The organism is Thalassotalea euphylliae, assembly GCF_003390335.1.
In the GTDB taxonomy this organism is placed as follows: domain Bacteria; phylum Pseudomonadota; class Gammaproteobacteria; order Enterobacterales; family Alteromonadaceae; genus Thalassotalea_F; species Thalassotalea_F euphylliae_B.
On sequence record NZ_QUOU01000001.1, the window covers coordinates 963,796 to 979,125 of the forward strand.

At 43.1% G+C, this 15,330-nt stretch carries 15 protein-coding genes; 9 read left to right on the top strand and 6 right to left on the bottom strand.

Translation table 11 applies throughout. The features are described 5' to 3' along the window. The first annotated feature begins 20 nt into the window (after positions 1 to 20). Positions 21 to 1,064: an MBL fold metallo-hydrolase gene (locus DXX93_RS04295; RefSeq protein WP_181902137.1), complete on the top strand. Its 1,044-nt coding sequence runs from the start codon at positions 21 to 23 to the stop codon at positions 1,062 to 1,064. 163 nt (positions 1,065 to 1,227) lie between these two features. Further along, positions 1,228 to 2,241 carry an MBL fold metallo-hydrolase gene (locus DXX93_RS04300; RefSeq protein WP_116006985.1) on the top strand — a complete coding sequence of 338 codons (1,014 nt, stop codon included), beginning with the start codon at positions 1,228 to 1,230 and terminating at the stop codon, positions 2,239 to 2,241. A gap of 97 nt (positions 2,242 to 2,338) precedes the next feature. Here DXX93_RS04300 and DXX93_RS20920 read toward each other — a convergent pair whose 3' ends face one another. After that, positions 2,339 to 2,464, bottom strand: a complete 126-nt coding sequence (locus tag DXX93_RS20920) for a hypothetical protein (protein WP_258872586.1) — start codon at positions 2,462 to 2,464, stop codon at positions 2,339 to 2,341. Positions 2,465 to 2,780: 316 nt separating this feature from the next. Beyond that, positions 2,781 to 3,257 carry a hypothetical protein gene (locus DXX93_RS04305; RefSeq protein ID WP_116006986.1) on the bottom strand — a complete coding sequence of 159 codons (477 nt, stop codon included), beginning with the start codon at positions 3,255 to 3,257 and terminating at the stop codon, positions 2,781 to 2,783. A 383-nt stretch (positions 3,258 to 3,640) separates the two neighbouring features. Between DXX93_RS04305 and DXX93_RS04310 the strand changes: the two genes are divergently transcribed. The 6 genes from DXX93_RS04310 (at position 3,641) to DXX93_RS04335 (ending at position 8,819) form a co-directional block, all read left to right on the top strand. Next, positions 3,641 to 4,441 (top strand): DUF3450 domain-containing protein, encoded by an 801-nt coding sequence (locus tag DXX93_RS04310; protein ID WP_116006987.1) that lies wholly within the window; start codon positions 3,641 to 3,643, stop codon positions 4,439 to 4,441. Positions 4,442 to 4,458: 17 nt separating this feature from the next. Beyond that, positions 4,459 to 5,850 carry a MotA/TolQ/ExbB proton channel family protein gene (locus DXX93_RS04315; protein ID WP_116006988.1) on the top strand — a complete coding sequence of 464 codons (1,392 nt, stop codon included), beginning with the start codon at positions 4,459 to 4,461 and terminating at the stop codon, positions 5,848 to 5,850. A gap of 2 nt (positions 5,851 to 5,852) precedes the next feature. Beyond that, entirely contained in the window at positions 5,853 to 6,380 is a 528-nt protein-coding gene (locus DXX93_RS04320; protein WP_116006989.1) for a MotA/TolQ/ExbB proton channel family protein, read from the top strand. Between the two features lie 27 nt (positions 6,381 to 6,407). Then, positions 6,408 to 6,821, top strand: coding sequence for an ExbD/TolR family protein (locus DXX93_RS04325; RefSeq protein ID WP_115999293.1), 414 nt, complete (start codon positions 6,408 to 6,410; stop codon positions 6,819 to 6,821). 123 nt (positions 6,822 to 6,944) lie between these two features. Further along, the gene (locus DXX93_RS04330) at positions 6,945 to 7,490 is read left to right on the top strand and encodes an energy transducer TonB (RefSeq protein WP_374188938.1); all 546 of its coding nucleotides are present in this window, start codon (positions 6,945 to 6,947) and stop codon (positions 7,488 to 7,490) included. Between the two features lie 9 nt (positions 7,491 to 7,499). Then, entirely contained in the window at positions 7,500 to 8,819 is a 1,320-nt protein-coding gene (locus DXX93_RS04335; RefSeq protein ID WP_116006991.1) for a tetratricopeptide repeat protein, read from the top strand. Between the two features lie 103 nt (positions 8,820 to 8,922). Here the strand turns inward: DXX93_RS04335 and DXX93_RS04340 are convergent, their stop codons facing one another. Next, complete coding sequence (locus tag DXX93_RS04340; protein WP_116006992.1) at positions 8,923 to 9,801, bottom strand: hypothetical protein; 879 nt, start codon at positions 9,799 to 9,801, stop codon at positions 8,923 to 8,925. 543 nt (positions 9,802 to 10,344) lie between these two features. Here DXX93_RS04340 and DXX93_RS04345 point away from each other — a divergent pair. Then, positions 10,345 to 10,782, top strand: a complete 438-nt coding sequence (locus tag DXX93_RS04345) for a hypothetical protein (protein WP_116006993.1) — start codon at positions 10,345 to 10,347, stop codon at positions 10,780 to 10,782. Between the two features lie 1,098 nt (positions 10,783 to 11,880). Here DXX93_RS04345 and DXX93_RS04350 read toward each other — a convergent pair. The 3 genes from DXX93_RS04350 to DXX93_RS04360 all read right to left on the bottom strand — a co-directional run bounded on the left by DXX93_RS04350 (position 11,881) and on the right by DXX93_RS04360 (position 15,262). Further along, positions 11,881 to 13,164, bottom strand: a complete 1,284-nt coding sequence (locus DXX93_RS04350; RefSeq protein WP_116006994.1) for an HlyC/CorC family transporter — start codon at positions 13,162 to 13,164, stop codon at positions 11,881 to 11,883. Between the two features lie 89 nt (positions 13,165 to 13,253). Further along, positions 13,254 to 14,054, bottom strand: a complete 801-nt coding sequence (locus tag DXX93_RS04355; RefSeq protein ID WP_116006995.1) for a cytochrome C assembly family protein — start codon at positions 14,052 to 14,054, stop codon at positions 13,254 to 13,256. Between the two features lie 101 nt (positions 14,055 to 14,155). Beyond that, positions 14,156 to 15,262: an SO_0444 family Cu/Zn efflux transporter gene (locus tag DXX93_RS04360; protein WP_116006996.1), complete on the bottom strand. Its 1,107-nt coding sequence runs from the start codon at positions 15,260 to 15,262 to the stop codon at positions 14,156 to 14,158. Positions 15,263 to 15,330: the final 68 nt, after the last annotated feature.

Consider the following 15,330-nt stretch of genomic DNA (forward strand, 5'->3'; position numbering starts at 1 on the left):
CCGCTAAAGAGTCAAAGTTAGTGAAATCAAAATTAGTTTGGATTGGAGGTCTAGTGATGGCATTGTCTATTTTCTCTTGGTTTAACCAAGCTGAAACACCAAAGCAAAAATTTCACAATACCGAAACGCAATATGAAACGCATTTCGGTGTGTTCTGGGAAATCATCAAGTCGTATGTCACCACCAAGCGTGCTGCACCTGTACCACCATCAACTTTACCGATTAAACCGCTAACATTTGAAGAAATTCGTGCCGTGCGCGATAACAGTGCGGTTAAGTTAGGACACTCTTCAGTGCTAATGAAAGTAAACGAGCAGGTTATTTTGCTCGATCCTGTCTTCAGTGAACGTGTTTCGCCAGTGCAGTGGGCTGGGCCAAAGCGCTTTCACCAGCCACCAATCAAACTGGCTGATATTGAGCAGGTTGATGTCGTGGTCATTAGCCATGATCATTATGATCATTTAGATAAAGGCGCGATAAAGCAGCTTAAAGAAAAAGTAGGTCAGTTTGTTGTGCCACTGCGAGTGGGAGACTACTTGCGTGAATGGGGCGTAGCAGCAGAGAAAATTACCGAGCTTGAATGGTGGCAGAAAACGCAGGTTAATGGCGTTGAATATATTGCGACGCCAACACAGCACTTTTCAGGTCGTGGTTTAATGGACCGTGATTTGACGCTTTGGGCAAGTTGGGTGATCAGAACGTCTGATATTAATGTCTACTTTAGCGGTGATAGTGGTTACTTTAGTGGCTTTGCTGAGATTGGTGAGAAATACGGGCCATTTGACTTAACCTTTGTTGAAACTGGTGCTTATAACAAGCTTTGGTCGGAGATTCATATGCTGCCAGAAGAGAGTTTGCAGGCGCATATTGATCTTAAAGGTAAGGTGATGATGCCGATTCACAATGCCACCTTTGACTTGGCGCTACATGACTGGGACGAACCACTTGAGCGCGTCACCCAGTTGTCAGAGTCGAATCAGGTAACGATTGCAACGCCGATTTTTGGTGAGTTTTTTGATTTAGCTAATCCACAAGCAAACAACCGCTGGTGGCGAGAGTTGTAGCGGAGTATTAACTCAGTCGCATAATTTATTATGTTTGGTGTTATTTGCATACGCCTAGTCAATGTTAGAATAGCCTGTCTAACCAAAGACTAGCAGCGAGCTAGTGAATAAACGGCGAGAGTGTTGAAAGTGTCGAAAGTATTAATGCGGGCAAAGCAAGTTCATGGCAAAGTTTGAAAATACCGAATTTGAGTACATTGTTGACTCAAAAACCATCGCAACCTTTTTAAAAAAGCACTTTGGTGGTAAGCGAAGTGCGGCTATGCCATCGGTTGCTTTGCCTGTCACTAAGTTCTCTTTTGATGAGGTGCTCGCTGCACCAGATAATACTGGCGTTAAGCTTGGCCATTCATCGCTGTTACTGAAAGTTAACGGGCAAGTTATCTTGGTTGACCCCGTGTTTAGTGAACGGGCGTCACCTGTGCAGTGGGCAGGGCCTAAGCGTTTCCATGAGTCGCCAATTGAATTAGCTGACATTCCGTACGTTGATATCGTACTGATCAGCCATAATCATTACGACCATCTCGATAAAGACTCAATTGCTCAGCTGAAAAATAAAACCAAGCAATTTATTACTACGCTCAAGGTTGGTGACCAGCTGATCAAATGGGGCGTTGATGCCAGTAAAATCGTTGAACTGGATTGGTGGCAGTCGTTCACTTACCAAGGTATCGAATTTATCGCCGCGCCAACCCAGCACTTTTCAGGTCGCAGTTTATTTGATCGCGATCAGTCGCTGTGGGCAAGCTTTGTGATTCGCGCGCCAGAAACTAACGTCTTTTTTAGTGGCGATAGCGGTTATTTCTCAGGTTTTAAGGAAATTGGCGAAAAGTATGGTCCGTTTGATTTAACTTTTGTTGAAACGGGCGCTTACAACGAAGCGTGGCAAGGGGTGCATATGATCCCGGAAGAGAGCTTGCAAACTCATTTGGATTTACAAGGCAAAGTTATGATGCCCATTCATAATGCCACCTTTGATTTAGCGCTACACGACTGGGATGAACCATTAGAGCGCATCGCTAAACTGGCAGAAGAAAATAGTGTTGAGCTTTCAACTCCTGTTTTTGGTGAATTTTTTGCGCTAATTTATTTTAAAGCTAATGCCACAGATAGCGACACAGACAGCGCCACAGATAATGTCATATCAAGTGAGCGCTGGTGGCGCTCGCTAAAATAGCTAACGCAGATAAAAATAGTGAAGCCAGCTTTGAGCGAATTAATACCAAGCTGCTTCACTGCTTAATTAAATACTAGCCAAAGTGCCCGTTAACCAGTTATGCGCGACACTTTAACGAATTACCTTTTTCTTCCAACGCTTTTGCCTGTTCTTTTATATCTACATCACTTAGGAATTTAAAGAAGCCGTCTTGCTGATCGGTTTGCAGGTAGACATCTACCAAAAGCTCCCGTTTATACCAATTGAATTAATTAATTGATCAATTCAGAGCGCTGTCAGCGGTGGGAGAACAAGCCAAATTTTTGTTGATATAGTTGTTCTACATCTCATCAATTTGGCGTAGTTATCGCGACGCTGCCACGCTCCCAAAGGGCGAGTTTAAAAGGCTCATATGCTGCGTTATTAATTTTGACAAGGGAGCGACCATTCTCTGCAATTAATGCCTTGCCTACATGGATGTAGGTACTTAGGTTATGCATGGAGCATATAACCTGTGCCTCTAAGCCTTTTAATTCTCGCTGAATGATTAAGTAGTTATTTCAATTGGTATTAGGCATGGGATCAGGTAAACAAAAGTCCGTGAGCCCTAAACCAAAAGAGCCAGTGCCCTTGCCATCGTTAGCTTTGTGATTAGCTATGGTTTGTTGGAACTGGCGGAACAGTTTTGCGTCTTCGGGCGTTAATGAAAGTGACGTAACAATTTCTGTCGGTTTGAGTTTACCAAACAGGGCATACGCCGCTTCGTTTTGATGGTCTATTACCACTTCAAATACTTTATCAATATTGATCGATTGATCTTCGCTCTGATATTGAAAAGTGATGGTAGCGGCGCCCTTTTTCACTTCAACAGTCTGGTCAGTTTTTAGCGCAACGCGAATTTGCGCAGGATCTATGGTCATAGGATCCATTTGACTCATTTTATACATGCCAACAAACGACATAGATGAACAAGCGATCAGGCTGGTTAGCAGGCAGCAAACCAATAAGCCTTTGAATAATGATTTCTTAACTTCCATTGGTTGTTATTTTCTCCCTCTCAATTTGTTATGCGAGCAGCAAGTAGCAGCATCGAGTAAAGCTGTTTGACTCAGTACCACTTAATCTACCGCCATTTCACTAAGTTATCCGACCTAAAGAAAAATTAATAGTTCCTAAAACTCATTGAATAAGCGGGATTTATGCTAGCCAATGCCTGTTGAAGACTTTTATTACGGTATTTTGAAAATGGTAAGAAAAACGTCACCTTACTGTAATTTAATAAAGGTGAAACATTGCCGAAACACAAACGTCACATTGCAAACTTAAAATTCGTACCATCTATTTTTATAGCTTTATTCGTTAGTCGTGTGCTTCACCACACAAGTAACGCATTTTATTAAATACTCTAAGGTTTATTCTTATGAAATTGTCAAAACTGGCGCAAGCTGGGTTGTTTGTGGGTATGGCAAGCATGGCATCATCTGCTATTGCTGCTCAGTCTGAGCAGCTAGATCGAGCGGTGCAAGCAGGCCAGGAAATCAACCAATCTGCCGGCAAATCACAACAAAAAATCGATAAAATTGCCGATCAAATTCAAAGCAAGCTTCAGCAGTTTAAAGCGGTTAACAAAGAAATTGATGGTTTGAACGTTTATAACGGTCAAATGCAAAAGCAAATTGATAACCAGCTAACGGAATTAGCAGACTTAGCAAGTTCAATGGAGCAAGTAAGCATTATTGAGCGTCAAGTATCACCGCTTATGGCGCGTATGATTGATACGCTAGAAGCCTTTATTTCATTAGATGTACCTTTCCTGGCAGAAGAGCGCAGTACCCGCGTTGCTAACTTAAAAGCAATGATGGAGCGCGCTGATATCTCTGCTTCTGAAAAATTCCGCCGTGTGATGGAAGCCTATCAAGTAGAAGTAGATTACGGCCGCACGATTGAAGCGTACAGCGATTTACTTGAGCTAGATGGCAGAGAAATGGATGTTGATTTCTTACGCATTGGCCGCGTTGCATACATTTATCAAACGCGCGACGGTTCACGCATGGGCGCTTGGAACACAGACACCAAAAGCTGGGACGACCTAGACGCTGGCTACCGCACAGACATTAACAAGGCATTACGCATTGCCCGCAAACAATTAGCACCGGATCTCGTCGTTGTGCCGGTTAACGTAAGTAAGCCTTCAGCCGCAAAAGCTCATACCTTGAATTAATGGGAGTTACTCTGAAAATGAAATCTTTAAACCGTGTTAAACAGCACGTTTCAACTTTCTTGGCAGCAGTAACCCTAACTTCTGCTGCTTTTGCTGCTAACGCTCAAGAAGCTACTAGCCTAGACCAATTACTTGAGCAATTAGCGCAAGGTAAAGTTGCACAAACTCAGCAAAATAAACAGCGTGAAGCTGACTTTATGGCCCGTAAATCTGAGCAAGACCAGTTACTAGCAAATGCGACTAACGAGCGTGACAACCAAATCAAGCTAAGTACTGAGCTAGAAGCTAGCTTCCAAAACAACGAAATTGAATTAGCCAATCGCCAAGACGCGTTAAACAAGCGTTTAGGTGAGTTAAAAGAGCTATTCGGTGTACTCCAGCAAGTGGCTGGCGATACCAAAAGCAAATTCCAAAACTCAGTTATTTCTGCACAAATCCCTGGCCGTGAAGCGTTCTTAGATGAGTTTGCTCAGTCTATGGGTTCTTCGTCAAAGCTTGCATCAATTGAAGAAATTGAAAAGATCTGGTTCGAATTACAACGTGAAATGACGGAAAGTGCAAAAGTAGTGCGTTTCGATCGCGAAGTAGTGTTAGCTGACGGTTCAAAACAAACAGCAACCGTGACGCGTATTGGTAACTTCAACTTAGTGGCGAACAACAAGTACCTAGAATTTATCAGTGAGACAGGCAGTGTTGCTGAGCTCATTCGTCAGCCTTCTGGTCGTTACTTAGGTACTGCGGCTGATATGACTGCAGCTAACCCTTCACAAGGCACGCAACAAGTAGCATTTGCGTTAGACCCAACAGGTGGTTCAATTTTAAGCCTGTTAGTACAGGCGCCTGATACGCAAGAGCGTGTTGACCAAGGTGGCCCTGTCGGTTACGTGATTTTGGCGATTGGTGCGATTGGTTTACTTATTGCGCTAGAGCGCTTCATCGCATTATTCCTAGTGGGCAACAAAGTTAACCGTCAGCTTAAAACGGCAACGCCTTCTAACGATAACCCGCTAGGCCGTGTGCTAATGGCAAAAGAAGAGTACAAAGACGTTGATGTAGAAACCTTAGAGTTAAAACTTTCTGAACGTATTTTAAAAGAAGTGCCCCAGCTTACCTCACGCTTAACCATGATCAAGATCATCTCAGTGGTCGCACCGCTTATCGGTCTACTAGGTACAGTAACCGGTATGATCAATACCTTCCAAGCAATTACCTTGTTTGGTACAGGTGACCCGAAATTAATGGCTGGCGGTATCTCACAAGCGCTTGTTACCACAGTACTTGGCTTAGTTGTAGCGATTCCTATGGTATTTATTTCAACCATCTTAACCACACGTAGCCGTGGCATTATCAATATTCTTCAGCAGCAAAGCGCTGGCATTGTTGCAGAGCGTGCAGAGAAAGGAGCGTAAACATGATTATATTCATCGAAATGATGAATAGTATCAGCGCGTTTCTTGATACCGGTGGTCAGGTATTGACCGTGATCGCCGGCGTTATCTGCCTTATGTGGTTACTGATTTTCGAACGTTTGTTTTTTTTCTTAAAAACGTACAACGGCATTAAAAAATCAGTCATTGCCAACTGGCAAGCAAGAGCCGATAAAAGCTCCTGGCATGCTGAGCAAATCCGAATTGCGCAAGTATCGCGCTTAACGGAAATGCTTAATCAGAATGTAGCCTTGATTCAGAGCCTAGTCGTGCTATGTCCACTGCTAGGTCTACTGGGAACCGTAACGGGTATGATTCAAGTATTCGACGTAATGGCAATTTCTGGTAGCGGCAATGCGCGCTCAATGGCGTCAGGGGTATCTCGCGCCACTATTCCAACCATGGCTGGTATGGTCGGTTCATTATCGGGTGTTTTTGTGGTGACTTGGTTACAACGCAAAACCAAACGCAGAACCGAGCAATTAGAAGATTCACTTGTGCTTCAGCATTAAGCTGGAGCCAAAATAAGGGTTAGAACTATGCGTTCTCAATTAGCAAAAGTTTTACAAGAACAGGAAGAACAAGAAGAAATTAATATGACGCCGATGCTGGACGTGGTATTTATCCTACTTATTTTCTTCATCGTTACCGCATCATTCGTTAAAGAAGCGGGTATTGAAGTTAACCGTCCAGAAGCTGCGACAGCAGTCAAAAAAGAGCGCGCTAACATTCTTGTTGCGATTAGTGACAAGGGCGAAATTTGGATCAACAAACGTCGTGTTGATGTGCGTGCCGTACAAGCGAACATTGAACGCTTAAAAGCAGAAAACCCACAAGGGACAGTGGTCATTCAAGCTGATAAAAAAGCAACCACGGATGTGCTGATCAAAGTTATGGACTCTGCTCGCGCCGCTGGTGTGTTTGATGTATCAATTGCTGCTCAAGAGGCATAATCGATGAGCACTAGTGTAACGTCAAATAGCAGCGCTACAAACTCATTAGCACCAAGCGCTTTACCACGTTACGGCATCGCGTTAGCGCTTGCTGTTAGCGTGACCTTTGTCTTGCTTTGGGGTATGCAAACCTTGATCACTGGTGGTAAAGACGCGTTAACTGAACCACCACGTGGTAACGTGCTCGACTTTATTCGTTTAAAGAAAGAAGAAACGGTACAAAAGAAAGAGCGTAAACCTCAAAAGCCACCTAAGCCGCAAACTCCACCGCCACCAATGCAGCAACCGCAAATGCAGCAGGCAAACCCGAACGCAGATGCAATCAGCACAGCGTTTACCGCTGATGTGAGCGCTGATACTGGCCTAGCAGGTGGTTTGAGCTTAGACAGCGGTGATGGCGATTACTTACCGATTGTAAAAGTGGCGCCAATTTATCCTCGTCGTGCGCAGTCTCGTGGTATTGAAGGTTACGTGATTGTTGAATTTACCGTAACCACGAATGGCTCAGTACGCGACCCGAAAGTCGTCGAAGCTCAGCCAGCAGATATCTTCAACCGCGCGGCAGTCGACGCAGCACTCAAGTTTAAGTACAAACCTCGAGTCGTCGACGGTACTGCAGTAGAAGTGGCTGGCGTACAAAACAAAATTACATTCCAAATTGACGGATAGGAGCAGCTCATGAACAAATCAAAGCTAATCATGTCCTTAGTAGCCGCTGGTGTACTTTACGGTGCACCAGTGGTAAGCGACAACTTGTTGGGCGGAGTTGCTAAGGCGGCTAATACCGCTGAACAAAAGGCAGCGCCAGCCAAGCGCGTTTCTAAGAAAGTGCCAGCGATGCGAAATCGCGTATACACCCAACTCGCCCGCGCTCAGCAATTGGCTGATGGTGGCGACAAAGCGGCTGGTTTTGGTGTATTGGACGATGTAAAAGCGCGCATTAACCAGCTTAACAGCTATGAAAAAGCCATGATGTGGAATTTCTATGGCTTTATGCATTACGGTAATGACGATATCGCCAATGCAATCACTAGTTTCGAGAATGTTATCGCTCAAGAAGCCATCCCAGAGTCGCTTTACCTATCAACCGTTTACTCGCTTGCTCAATTAGCAATGCAGCAACAAGACTATGGTAAGGCGCTTGGCTTCTTACAGCAGTGGCAAATGAATAATGCAAAAGAACTACAATCAGCCCAGCATATTTTGTTCGCTCAGGTCTATTATCAAGACAAAAAATATGCGGACGCACTTAATCACATCAATGCCGCCATTGAGTTGGTTAAAGCGAAAGACGAAACACCGAAGGAAAACTGGTTAATTCTGCAACGTGCAGCTTACTACGAGCTGAAACAGCCTGAAAAGGTGACTCAAGTGATGGAAGAGCTAGTGCGTTTATACCAAAAGCCACAGTACTGGATCCAATTAGCGGGCATGTACGGTGAAATTGGCAAAGAGAAGAAACAACTTGGTGCGATGGAAACCGCATGGCAGGCAGGCTATATCAGTAAATCTAGCGATATTATCATGCTCGCCCAATTGTATTTGTTTAATCAGCTACCGTACAAAGCGGCAAAACTGTTGGATGACTCGATTGCTAAAGGTATTGTCATTGCCGATGAAAAACGCATTCAGCTAATGGCACAAGCCTATGTGATGGCCAAGGAAGACGACAAAGCAATTCCGGCCTTGATCAAAGGCGCTGAAATTGCTGAAAACGGCAAGTTTGATGAGCAACTAGCGCAAGCCTACTTAAACACGGAAAAATGGCAACAGTCGATTGATTCCGCAAAAACGGCACTTAAACGCGGTGATTTAGACAATGAAGGTAATATGCACTTAGCACTAGGCATGGCAAGCTTTAACTTGGGCAATTATGATGATGCGATCGCCTCATTTGCTAATGCTCAAAACTTTAAAGATGTTGCCAAAACTGCCAAGCAGTGGACTAAGTACGTTGAAAAAGAGCGTGATTATCAACAGCGCTTGGCAATGAACTAGTTTAATTTTGCCCAATATGCTTAATGAGTATGGTCATACTAAGTTAAATTAAGGTAAGGCGCTAACGACTCAAAGATAAAACAAAAGCCGCACTAGCGGCTTTTTAGTTTCTGTCATTCCAACTAAGAAGAGCGCAGTTTATTTTAGGCAAAAGACCTAATCGATCGTTGCTGATAGTTTCAATGTAGTTACTAGTGAATCTCTTAATTCCTTGCACTACTGGCGTATAAAAACATTCATTTCGCGATTTTCCAATGGCTGAGAAGTGGAATAAATCGAATAATTTATACTCTCGCTCCGGTGTTTTTAGTAGGTAGTAGCTAGCTTTGCTACCGTACTCAAGAGGCGTAATTTGACCAAGAACTTGCAATCTTTGCTCTAAATTCATCGTTATAATGATATCTGGTTGAATAATATCAATTTGCTTTGAGAAAAAGTTAATCTCTGAATTTTTGAAAGCGTCAATAAATCCATCAACTAATTGCCAATCAACAGCCCAATCGTCAGACTCATTGCTTAATTTTGACAAGTTCATAAAGGCATAGCTAACACCTTGCTCGCTAGCGAAAGTTTTTGCAATTTCCGTAGCTTGGGGGATCTCTTGCCATGAGCAGCAATTCTGGTTGAGTCCATATGCTATTGAGAGTTTAAGCGAGTGTAGCTGGTGTTGATTTAGAGATTGCGTTCCTATCCTCTTGTCGACTTTGTATGCGTGATGCATCAAATCTATATAATTTTCTCCAGTTAACCCTAAAGACTCCCGGCCTATATACAATATTTTGCATTTTTGGTGGGAAAAGTTGGGGTATATGCCATCGAGTACAATATCCTTTGACGTTCTTCCATAAGGAAATACTTTATCTTTTGCACACTCTAGCAACTCAATGAATAACTCGTTAAGTCTGGATTGAATAGCATAGTCTTCATTTGTGTAATTTAGCTTGGACAGCATTATTCCATTAACCCTTTGGCTTACTGCCATTTCCATTATCTTTTTGAGGGGAGTAGGGCAGCAACGTAAATCGAATTGGCGTACTACTAGTGTGTTTACTCTAACATACTTATTCCAGTCTCATACGGAATTAACGCCTATAGCTTTCTGAGGTAATGAATAGAGCAGGGAGCCTTGATGGGTAGTAAGAGGCAGTCAAGTGTGCCATATGTCAGTTAAGAACTCTTGTTATCACAATACCGTTATTCTGTAATATTCTTCCAAAAAACATCATAAAGTAATCGTTATGTCTCGCTTTGTACGAAAAATACTCTTTTGTTTGCGGTTTTAGCTCTTTTATAAGAATGGGTGAAATTTATTTACCTGTCTTAATTGTCATATTTTAAAGGTTTTTATTGCTGCTTGGTGTTTTGTGTTGTTTTATTACATATAACCAAGCGTTTTTGATATTTATTTACCTAAAATGAAATAAAATTACATAATTAATTTACATTAGAGTAAAGAGTCTATAAACTAATCAGCAATTGAGTTAAACAACTCGTCTTTATTGAAACGTTGTATATGAGGTGTGCCATGAAATCATTATTAGTTGCTGTATTAACATTAGCTGTTTCTTTTGCGGCGTCTGCAAAAGTTAGTCAGGTTGAGTTTAGAGCCTTAGATCAAACGGCAGAAACGCAACTTTGCATGGCCGCTGCGCAAGGTGGTATCGCCCAAGCAAAAGCGGTAGCACGCTCGCTTGGCATGAAGTACAGCGAAGTAAAACGCAAAACATACTGTAACGAAACATCGTTAAGCCGCTTTGCTGCAAAGTATGACGAGCAGGCTGTATTGTCAGTAAAAGATGTGGTTTTCAAATTTGTTGCAGCAGATGAAGCGCTCGCCTCACAAATCTGCCGTGATGCAGTCGTTAATGGCTTAGAAGCTGCAGAAGCGCAGTATAAGAATATCGATGCGATTTACTGCAATGGTGAAATTATCAGTCGCTTTGTTCGCAAGCACAAAAGCTAAACTAAATTCGAACTAAAGCTAGACAAGGGCTATAGTTAATACAATTGCTATTTAAAGCTCTCCCCCTAAAGCATATAAATTGAGCTTTTTGTGCCTCGCATGTTATGCGGGGCTTTTTTTTGGCTTTTGAGAAATGAAGCTAGCTAGCCCCCTAAACTATCTGATTCGTTCAACCAACTCAGCTTGCTTCTAGTCATCTAGCATCCTGTCGGCGTATATAAGGGCTCTCATACTCCCCACTAGCAATTAGTGTTAATAATTGCCATTAAGCAGTGTGAACTTTTCTCTATTTGGGTCTGGCTGGGAATAGGAGTAATGCAGCATGCACTCGTGTCACTAGTGAGCTATCAATTAGCTATCAATTGGCGCTTTTGGTATTGATGGCTCAGGCAAACTCTATAGCCTGTTTGAGCATTACTGAAATGACTTTATATATGCATCTAGTTAATTGGCTTTTTATGCCTCTCTATTGCGTAATACCTTCAAAGAAAAGGGAGAGGGGAAAGGGGAGATTACCGCGCGTTGTGAAACCTGTCTGTTGTGATGATTATAAGGTGCAAATGCTGTTGGCTAGTTCATAGCCTTCTATCAGCTTTCTTTTAGCTCTCTCTTAACCTAGCTGTAATGCAATTTAGTTAGGTATTGACTTAACTGGTTTGTTATCACCACATTTATTCCCCCACCGTTGAGAAAATTTATACGCTGCTTGCAGGGTTATTGCACCAAAGGTGTTTACCTTCTAATCATCAATTCTGGTCTACCAGTGGCGCTAATTTGAGCGAAAAAATCCTGTGAAAAAATATGATATTTTTATGAAAAAAACATTGCAAAAGCCAAGGCCAATATTTTTACGGGGTCGCATTTGTTATCCACAGAAAATGTGGAAAGTTGAATAACTGCTTAGCCTGTGGATAAGTTTGTGGCTAACATTCTGTGGTCTAGGTGTTTGCTCGAATGGGTAATAATATCTGTAAAAATGATCAGTAGGGTGTCGATCAAAGAATCAATTCGGTGGAAATTTAGATCCTTTGGGTTTTTACAGGCGTAGTAGGTTAATTGAGCAATAGTAGCAAAATTTGTACTATTGCTCGTATCCCTTTATTCTTCTGGGGTTTCGCCTGAAAAGTGTTCAGGGATGATGCGCACGGTTTTGATCATGTTGTCGCTTACGTCAACGATCTCTACAGGGTAGCCGGCGATCCTTACGCTTAATTTCGCTTGTGGAATATCTTCCAAATACTCAATGATTAAGCCGTTAAGCGTTTTCGGCCCGTCTGTGGGTAAATGCCAAGACATTTCCTTATTGATGTCGCGAATTGAGGCACTGCCATCAATTAAATAGGAGCCATCAGGCTGATGATGAACTTCTTCAGAAGGTGCTGGTGCTGCTGTTGTCGTAAAGTCGCCAACAATCTCTTCTAGGATGTCCTCAAGCGTCACTAAGCCTTGAATGTCACCATACTCGTCAACAACTAAGCCCAAACGTTCTTTCGCGTGCTGAAATTTAAGGAGTTGAACATTGAGCGGGGTGCCCTCAGGAATAAAATACAATTCCCGTACAGCGCGCAGCAATGTCGCTTTGGTAAATTGGTTTTTCGATAATAAGCGCAGTGCATCACGCATATGCACGTAGCCAACAACATCGTCAATGTTGTCTCGATACAAGAGCACACGGGTGTGATTTGATTGCGTTAACTGCTTTTGAATTTTCTTCCAGTCTTCGTTGATGTCGATACCCACAAGCTCATTGCGCGGTATCATAATATCTTCAACGGTGACCTTTTCTAAATCTAAAATGCCCACTAGCATATTTTGATCACGCTCAGGTAATAGCGCGCTCGATTCATTCACCACAGTTCTTAGTTCTTCAGTACTTAAACTGTGCTGCTCACGTTGCTCAGAGCTAATTCTTAATAAGCTTAAAAAGCCATTAGTAATCGCATTTACGAGCACGACGAGCGGGTAAAGTATCTTTAGCAGTATTGTAAGAATAATCGAACTCGGGAAGGCTACTTTTTCTGGGTATAGCGCTGCGAGGGTTTTGGGTGTCACTTCAGCGAAAATGAGCACGACAAGTGTGAGCGCAAATGTTGCGTAAACGACACCGACATCGCCAAATAAACGAATACCTAAGATGGTTGCTATGGCAGAGGCGGCAATGTTCACTAGGTTATTGCCAATAAGGATCAAGCCAATTAGGCGATCGGGCCTATCTAGCAGAGCGCTAACGCGTTTTGCACCGCGATGTTTTTGTTTTTCTAAATGTCTGAGTCGATATCGGTTAATCGACATCATGCCAGTTTCTGAGCCTGAGAAATAGGCTGAAATAAATAGCAGTATGCCCAACAAAATAAAAAGCATACTCGTTGAAATGTTGTCCAAAAAGGGGGTCCTATGTTGCCAAACACCTTGATTTTAAGCGCGACGCCAAAATCAGTTTACCGTTATACCTTAAACTCTTGTTCAAGACACTAGCGGATAATAAATTCTTTCACAAATCGGCTACCGAAGTATGACAGAGTCAGTAGTACTGTTGCGACTATGGTTAAGGTTAACACCCGATGGCCACGCCATCCTTTTTGATAATGCCCCCATAAAATGACTGCGTAAATCACGAGTGCACTGATTGAGAGCACGGTTTTGTGAGCATTGTCACCACTGAACAGCCCGTCTAGAAAAACAAAACCGGTTAAGTTTGTCGCCGCCAGTGCAATGGTGCCCACCGCTAAAACCCCAAAGAGTTGCCTTTCCACCAGCATAAGTGGCGGTAGGTGATTAACCGCAGCTAGGTTTTTCGACTTGAGTTTCATATTGATGTAGGCCACCTGAAAGCTATACAAGCAAGCAATAACCAACACGCAATAGGCAATTAAAGACAAGGTGATATGGCTGATCACGGCCATTTCTGAGATGGTTAAAGGTTTGTGGGCGGCATCGGGCAGAAAATAGCTCGACAATAGCCATATACCTGCAAAGCCATAGGCCGCAGGCTGTAACAAGTTCAAGCGGTACTTAATTGCGGTCGCTGTAATTGAGAGAGTGATGATCACACTGACCAAGGTAACCACATTCGGCAGACTAAAATTGATGCTACTGCCAGACATGAGTAAATCTGTCGTTAGCAGCGTGTGTGGCACTATGGCAAGGCAAGCACAAAGCATTACCCAAATAGGGTTAGGGCCTTTGCTGTCAAATAACTTAGTGAGAATAGAAGCGGTTGCGAGTAAATAACAAAAGGCCGCAAATAAAGTGCTAATGTCGATAAAATCCACTATTTGTCCTAGCGTGTTGATATTTAGTGTTGATCAACTGTTTATTATAAAATCAGCGCCAGTTTATCAGATTGATAACCTAACGCCATGTTTGACTTTAATTAATTCAGTATTTTGCGGCGAATAGGTTTAATCGCTGCGGTGAATATTAGCAGTGCACTACCTGCGCTTAGCCATAGCGGCAATAATTCATGACTGTGCTGCATTTGCTGATTAATATCGATATTCAGTATTTTCACGAGTTCATCGAGCAATAAACCAAAAGCAATGGCAGACACGGAAATGCCAGCTAGATAGCGCGATAAAACCGAAGCGCCCATTTCATTTTTAATTACACCTAAGGTTGAAATATTGGTGGCAGGGCCTGCCATCATAAATACCAGAGCCGTTCCAGGCGAAATGCCGGCAAAAATAAAGCCCGCCGCGATAGGCGTTGAAGCCGTTGCGCAGATATACATGGGAATTGAAATTAAAATCATCAGCAGCATGGCAGGAATGCCGCTGCCATAAGTGGTCAGTAATTCCGTCGGCACAAACGTTTTGACTAAGGTGGCGAAGAGTAAACCGACCAACAGCCACTTAATGATATCGTCAATTAATTGGGTAAGGGCATACCTCACCCCTTGTAGCGTTTTCTGACCAGCACTTTTTTCTGTGGCCTTGTCGTGTGTTGATGCACAGCAGCTGGTGGCAGTTTCAGTGGTATGCACTTCCTCTACTTGCGTTTTGCTATGGCAGCAACTGCCTTTAGCTTGTGCAGACTTACTTTGAGGTTCTGTCAGTGGCTTTGCTGTTTTTACCAAAAAACCAGTTGCAATGGCTGAAACAACGGCGGAAACAGGCCTGAATAACGCGAAAAATGGCCCAAGCATGGCATAAGATACCGTAATTGAATCAACCCCGGTTTCAGGAGTTGCGACGAGAAACGATGAGGTTGCCGGCGATGATGCGCCGCTGCGTTTTAGCTCAGTCGCAACGGGAATAACGCCACATGAACACAAGGGCAAAGGGGCACCGACTAACGCGGCCTTAACAATCGCGCTATTGCCTTGGCCTAAGTGTTTAGCCAGTAATTGGCTTGGTAGCCAAGCTTTCATTAACCCAGCAATTAACAAACCCAACAGCAGCCAAGGGCTGGCATCTAGCGTTAAAGCAATAAAATTTGATACGAGTAAGCTTGCAGTTTCCACATCTGCCCCAATATTCATGCTATCGCTTGCAAGCGTATCACAAACACTTTCCCGTTAGCTATTTTCCGCAAAACCCGTAGGGAATT

Coding starts and splice junctions, on each gene's coding strand:
- DXX93_RS04300 (WP_116006985.1), top strand. CDS start 1,228: ATGGCAAAGTTTGAAAATACCGAATTTGAGTACATTGTTGACTCAAAA.
- DXX93_RS04305 (WP_116006986.1), bottom strand. CDS start 3,257: ATGGAAGTTAAGAAATCATTATTCAAAGGCTTATTGGTTTGCTGCCTG.
- DXX93_RS04310 (WP_116006987.1), top strand. CDS start 3,641: ATGAAATTGTCAAAACTGGCGCAAGCTGGGTTGTTTGTGGGTATGGCA.
- DXX93_RS04315 (WP_116006988.1), top strand. CDS start 4,459: ATGAAATCTTTAAACCGTGTTAAACAGCACGTTTCAACTTTCTTGGCA.
- DXX93_RS04320 (WP_116006989.1), top strand. CDS start 5,853: ATGATTATATTCATCGAAATGATGAATAGTATCAGCGCGTTTCTTGAT.
- DXX93_RS04325 (WP_115999293.1), top strand. CDS start 6,408: ATGCGTTCTCAATTAGCAAAAGTTTTACAAGAACAGGAAGAACAAGAA.
- DXX93_RS04330 (WP_374188938.1), top strand. CDS start 6,945: ATGCAAACCTTGATCACTGGTGGTAAAGACGCGTTAACTGAACCACCA.
- DXX93_RS04335 (WP_116006991.1), top strand. CDS start 7,500: ATGAACAAATCAAAGCTAATCATGTCCTTAGTAGCCGCTGGTGTACTT.
- DXX93_RS04340 (WP_116006992.1), bottom strand. CDS start 9,801: ATGGCAGTAAGCCAAAGGGTTAATGGAATAATGCTGTCCAAGCTAAAT.
- DXX93_RS04345 (WP_116006993.1), top strand. CDS start 10,345: ATGAAATCATTATTAGTTGCTGTATTAACATTAGCTGTTTCTTTTGCG.
- DXX93_RS04360 (WP_116006996.1), bottom strand. CDS start 15,262: ATGAATATTGGGGCAGATGTGGAAACTGCAAGCTTACTCGTATCAAAT.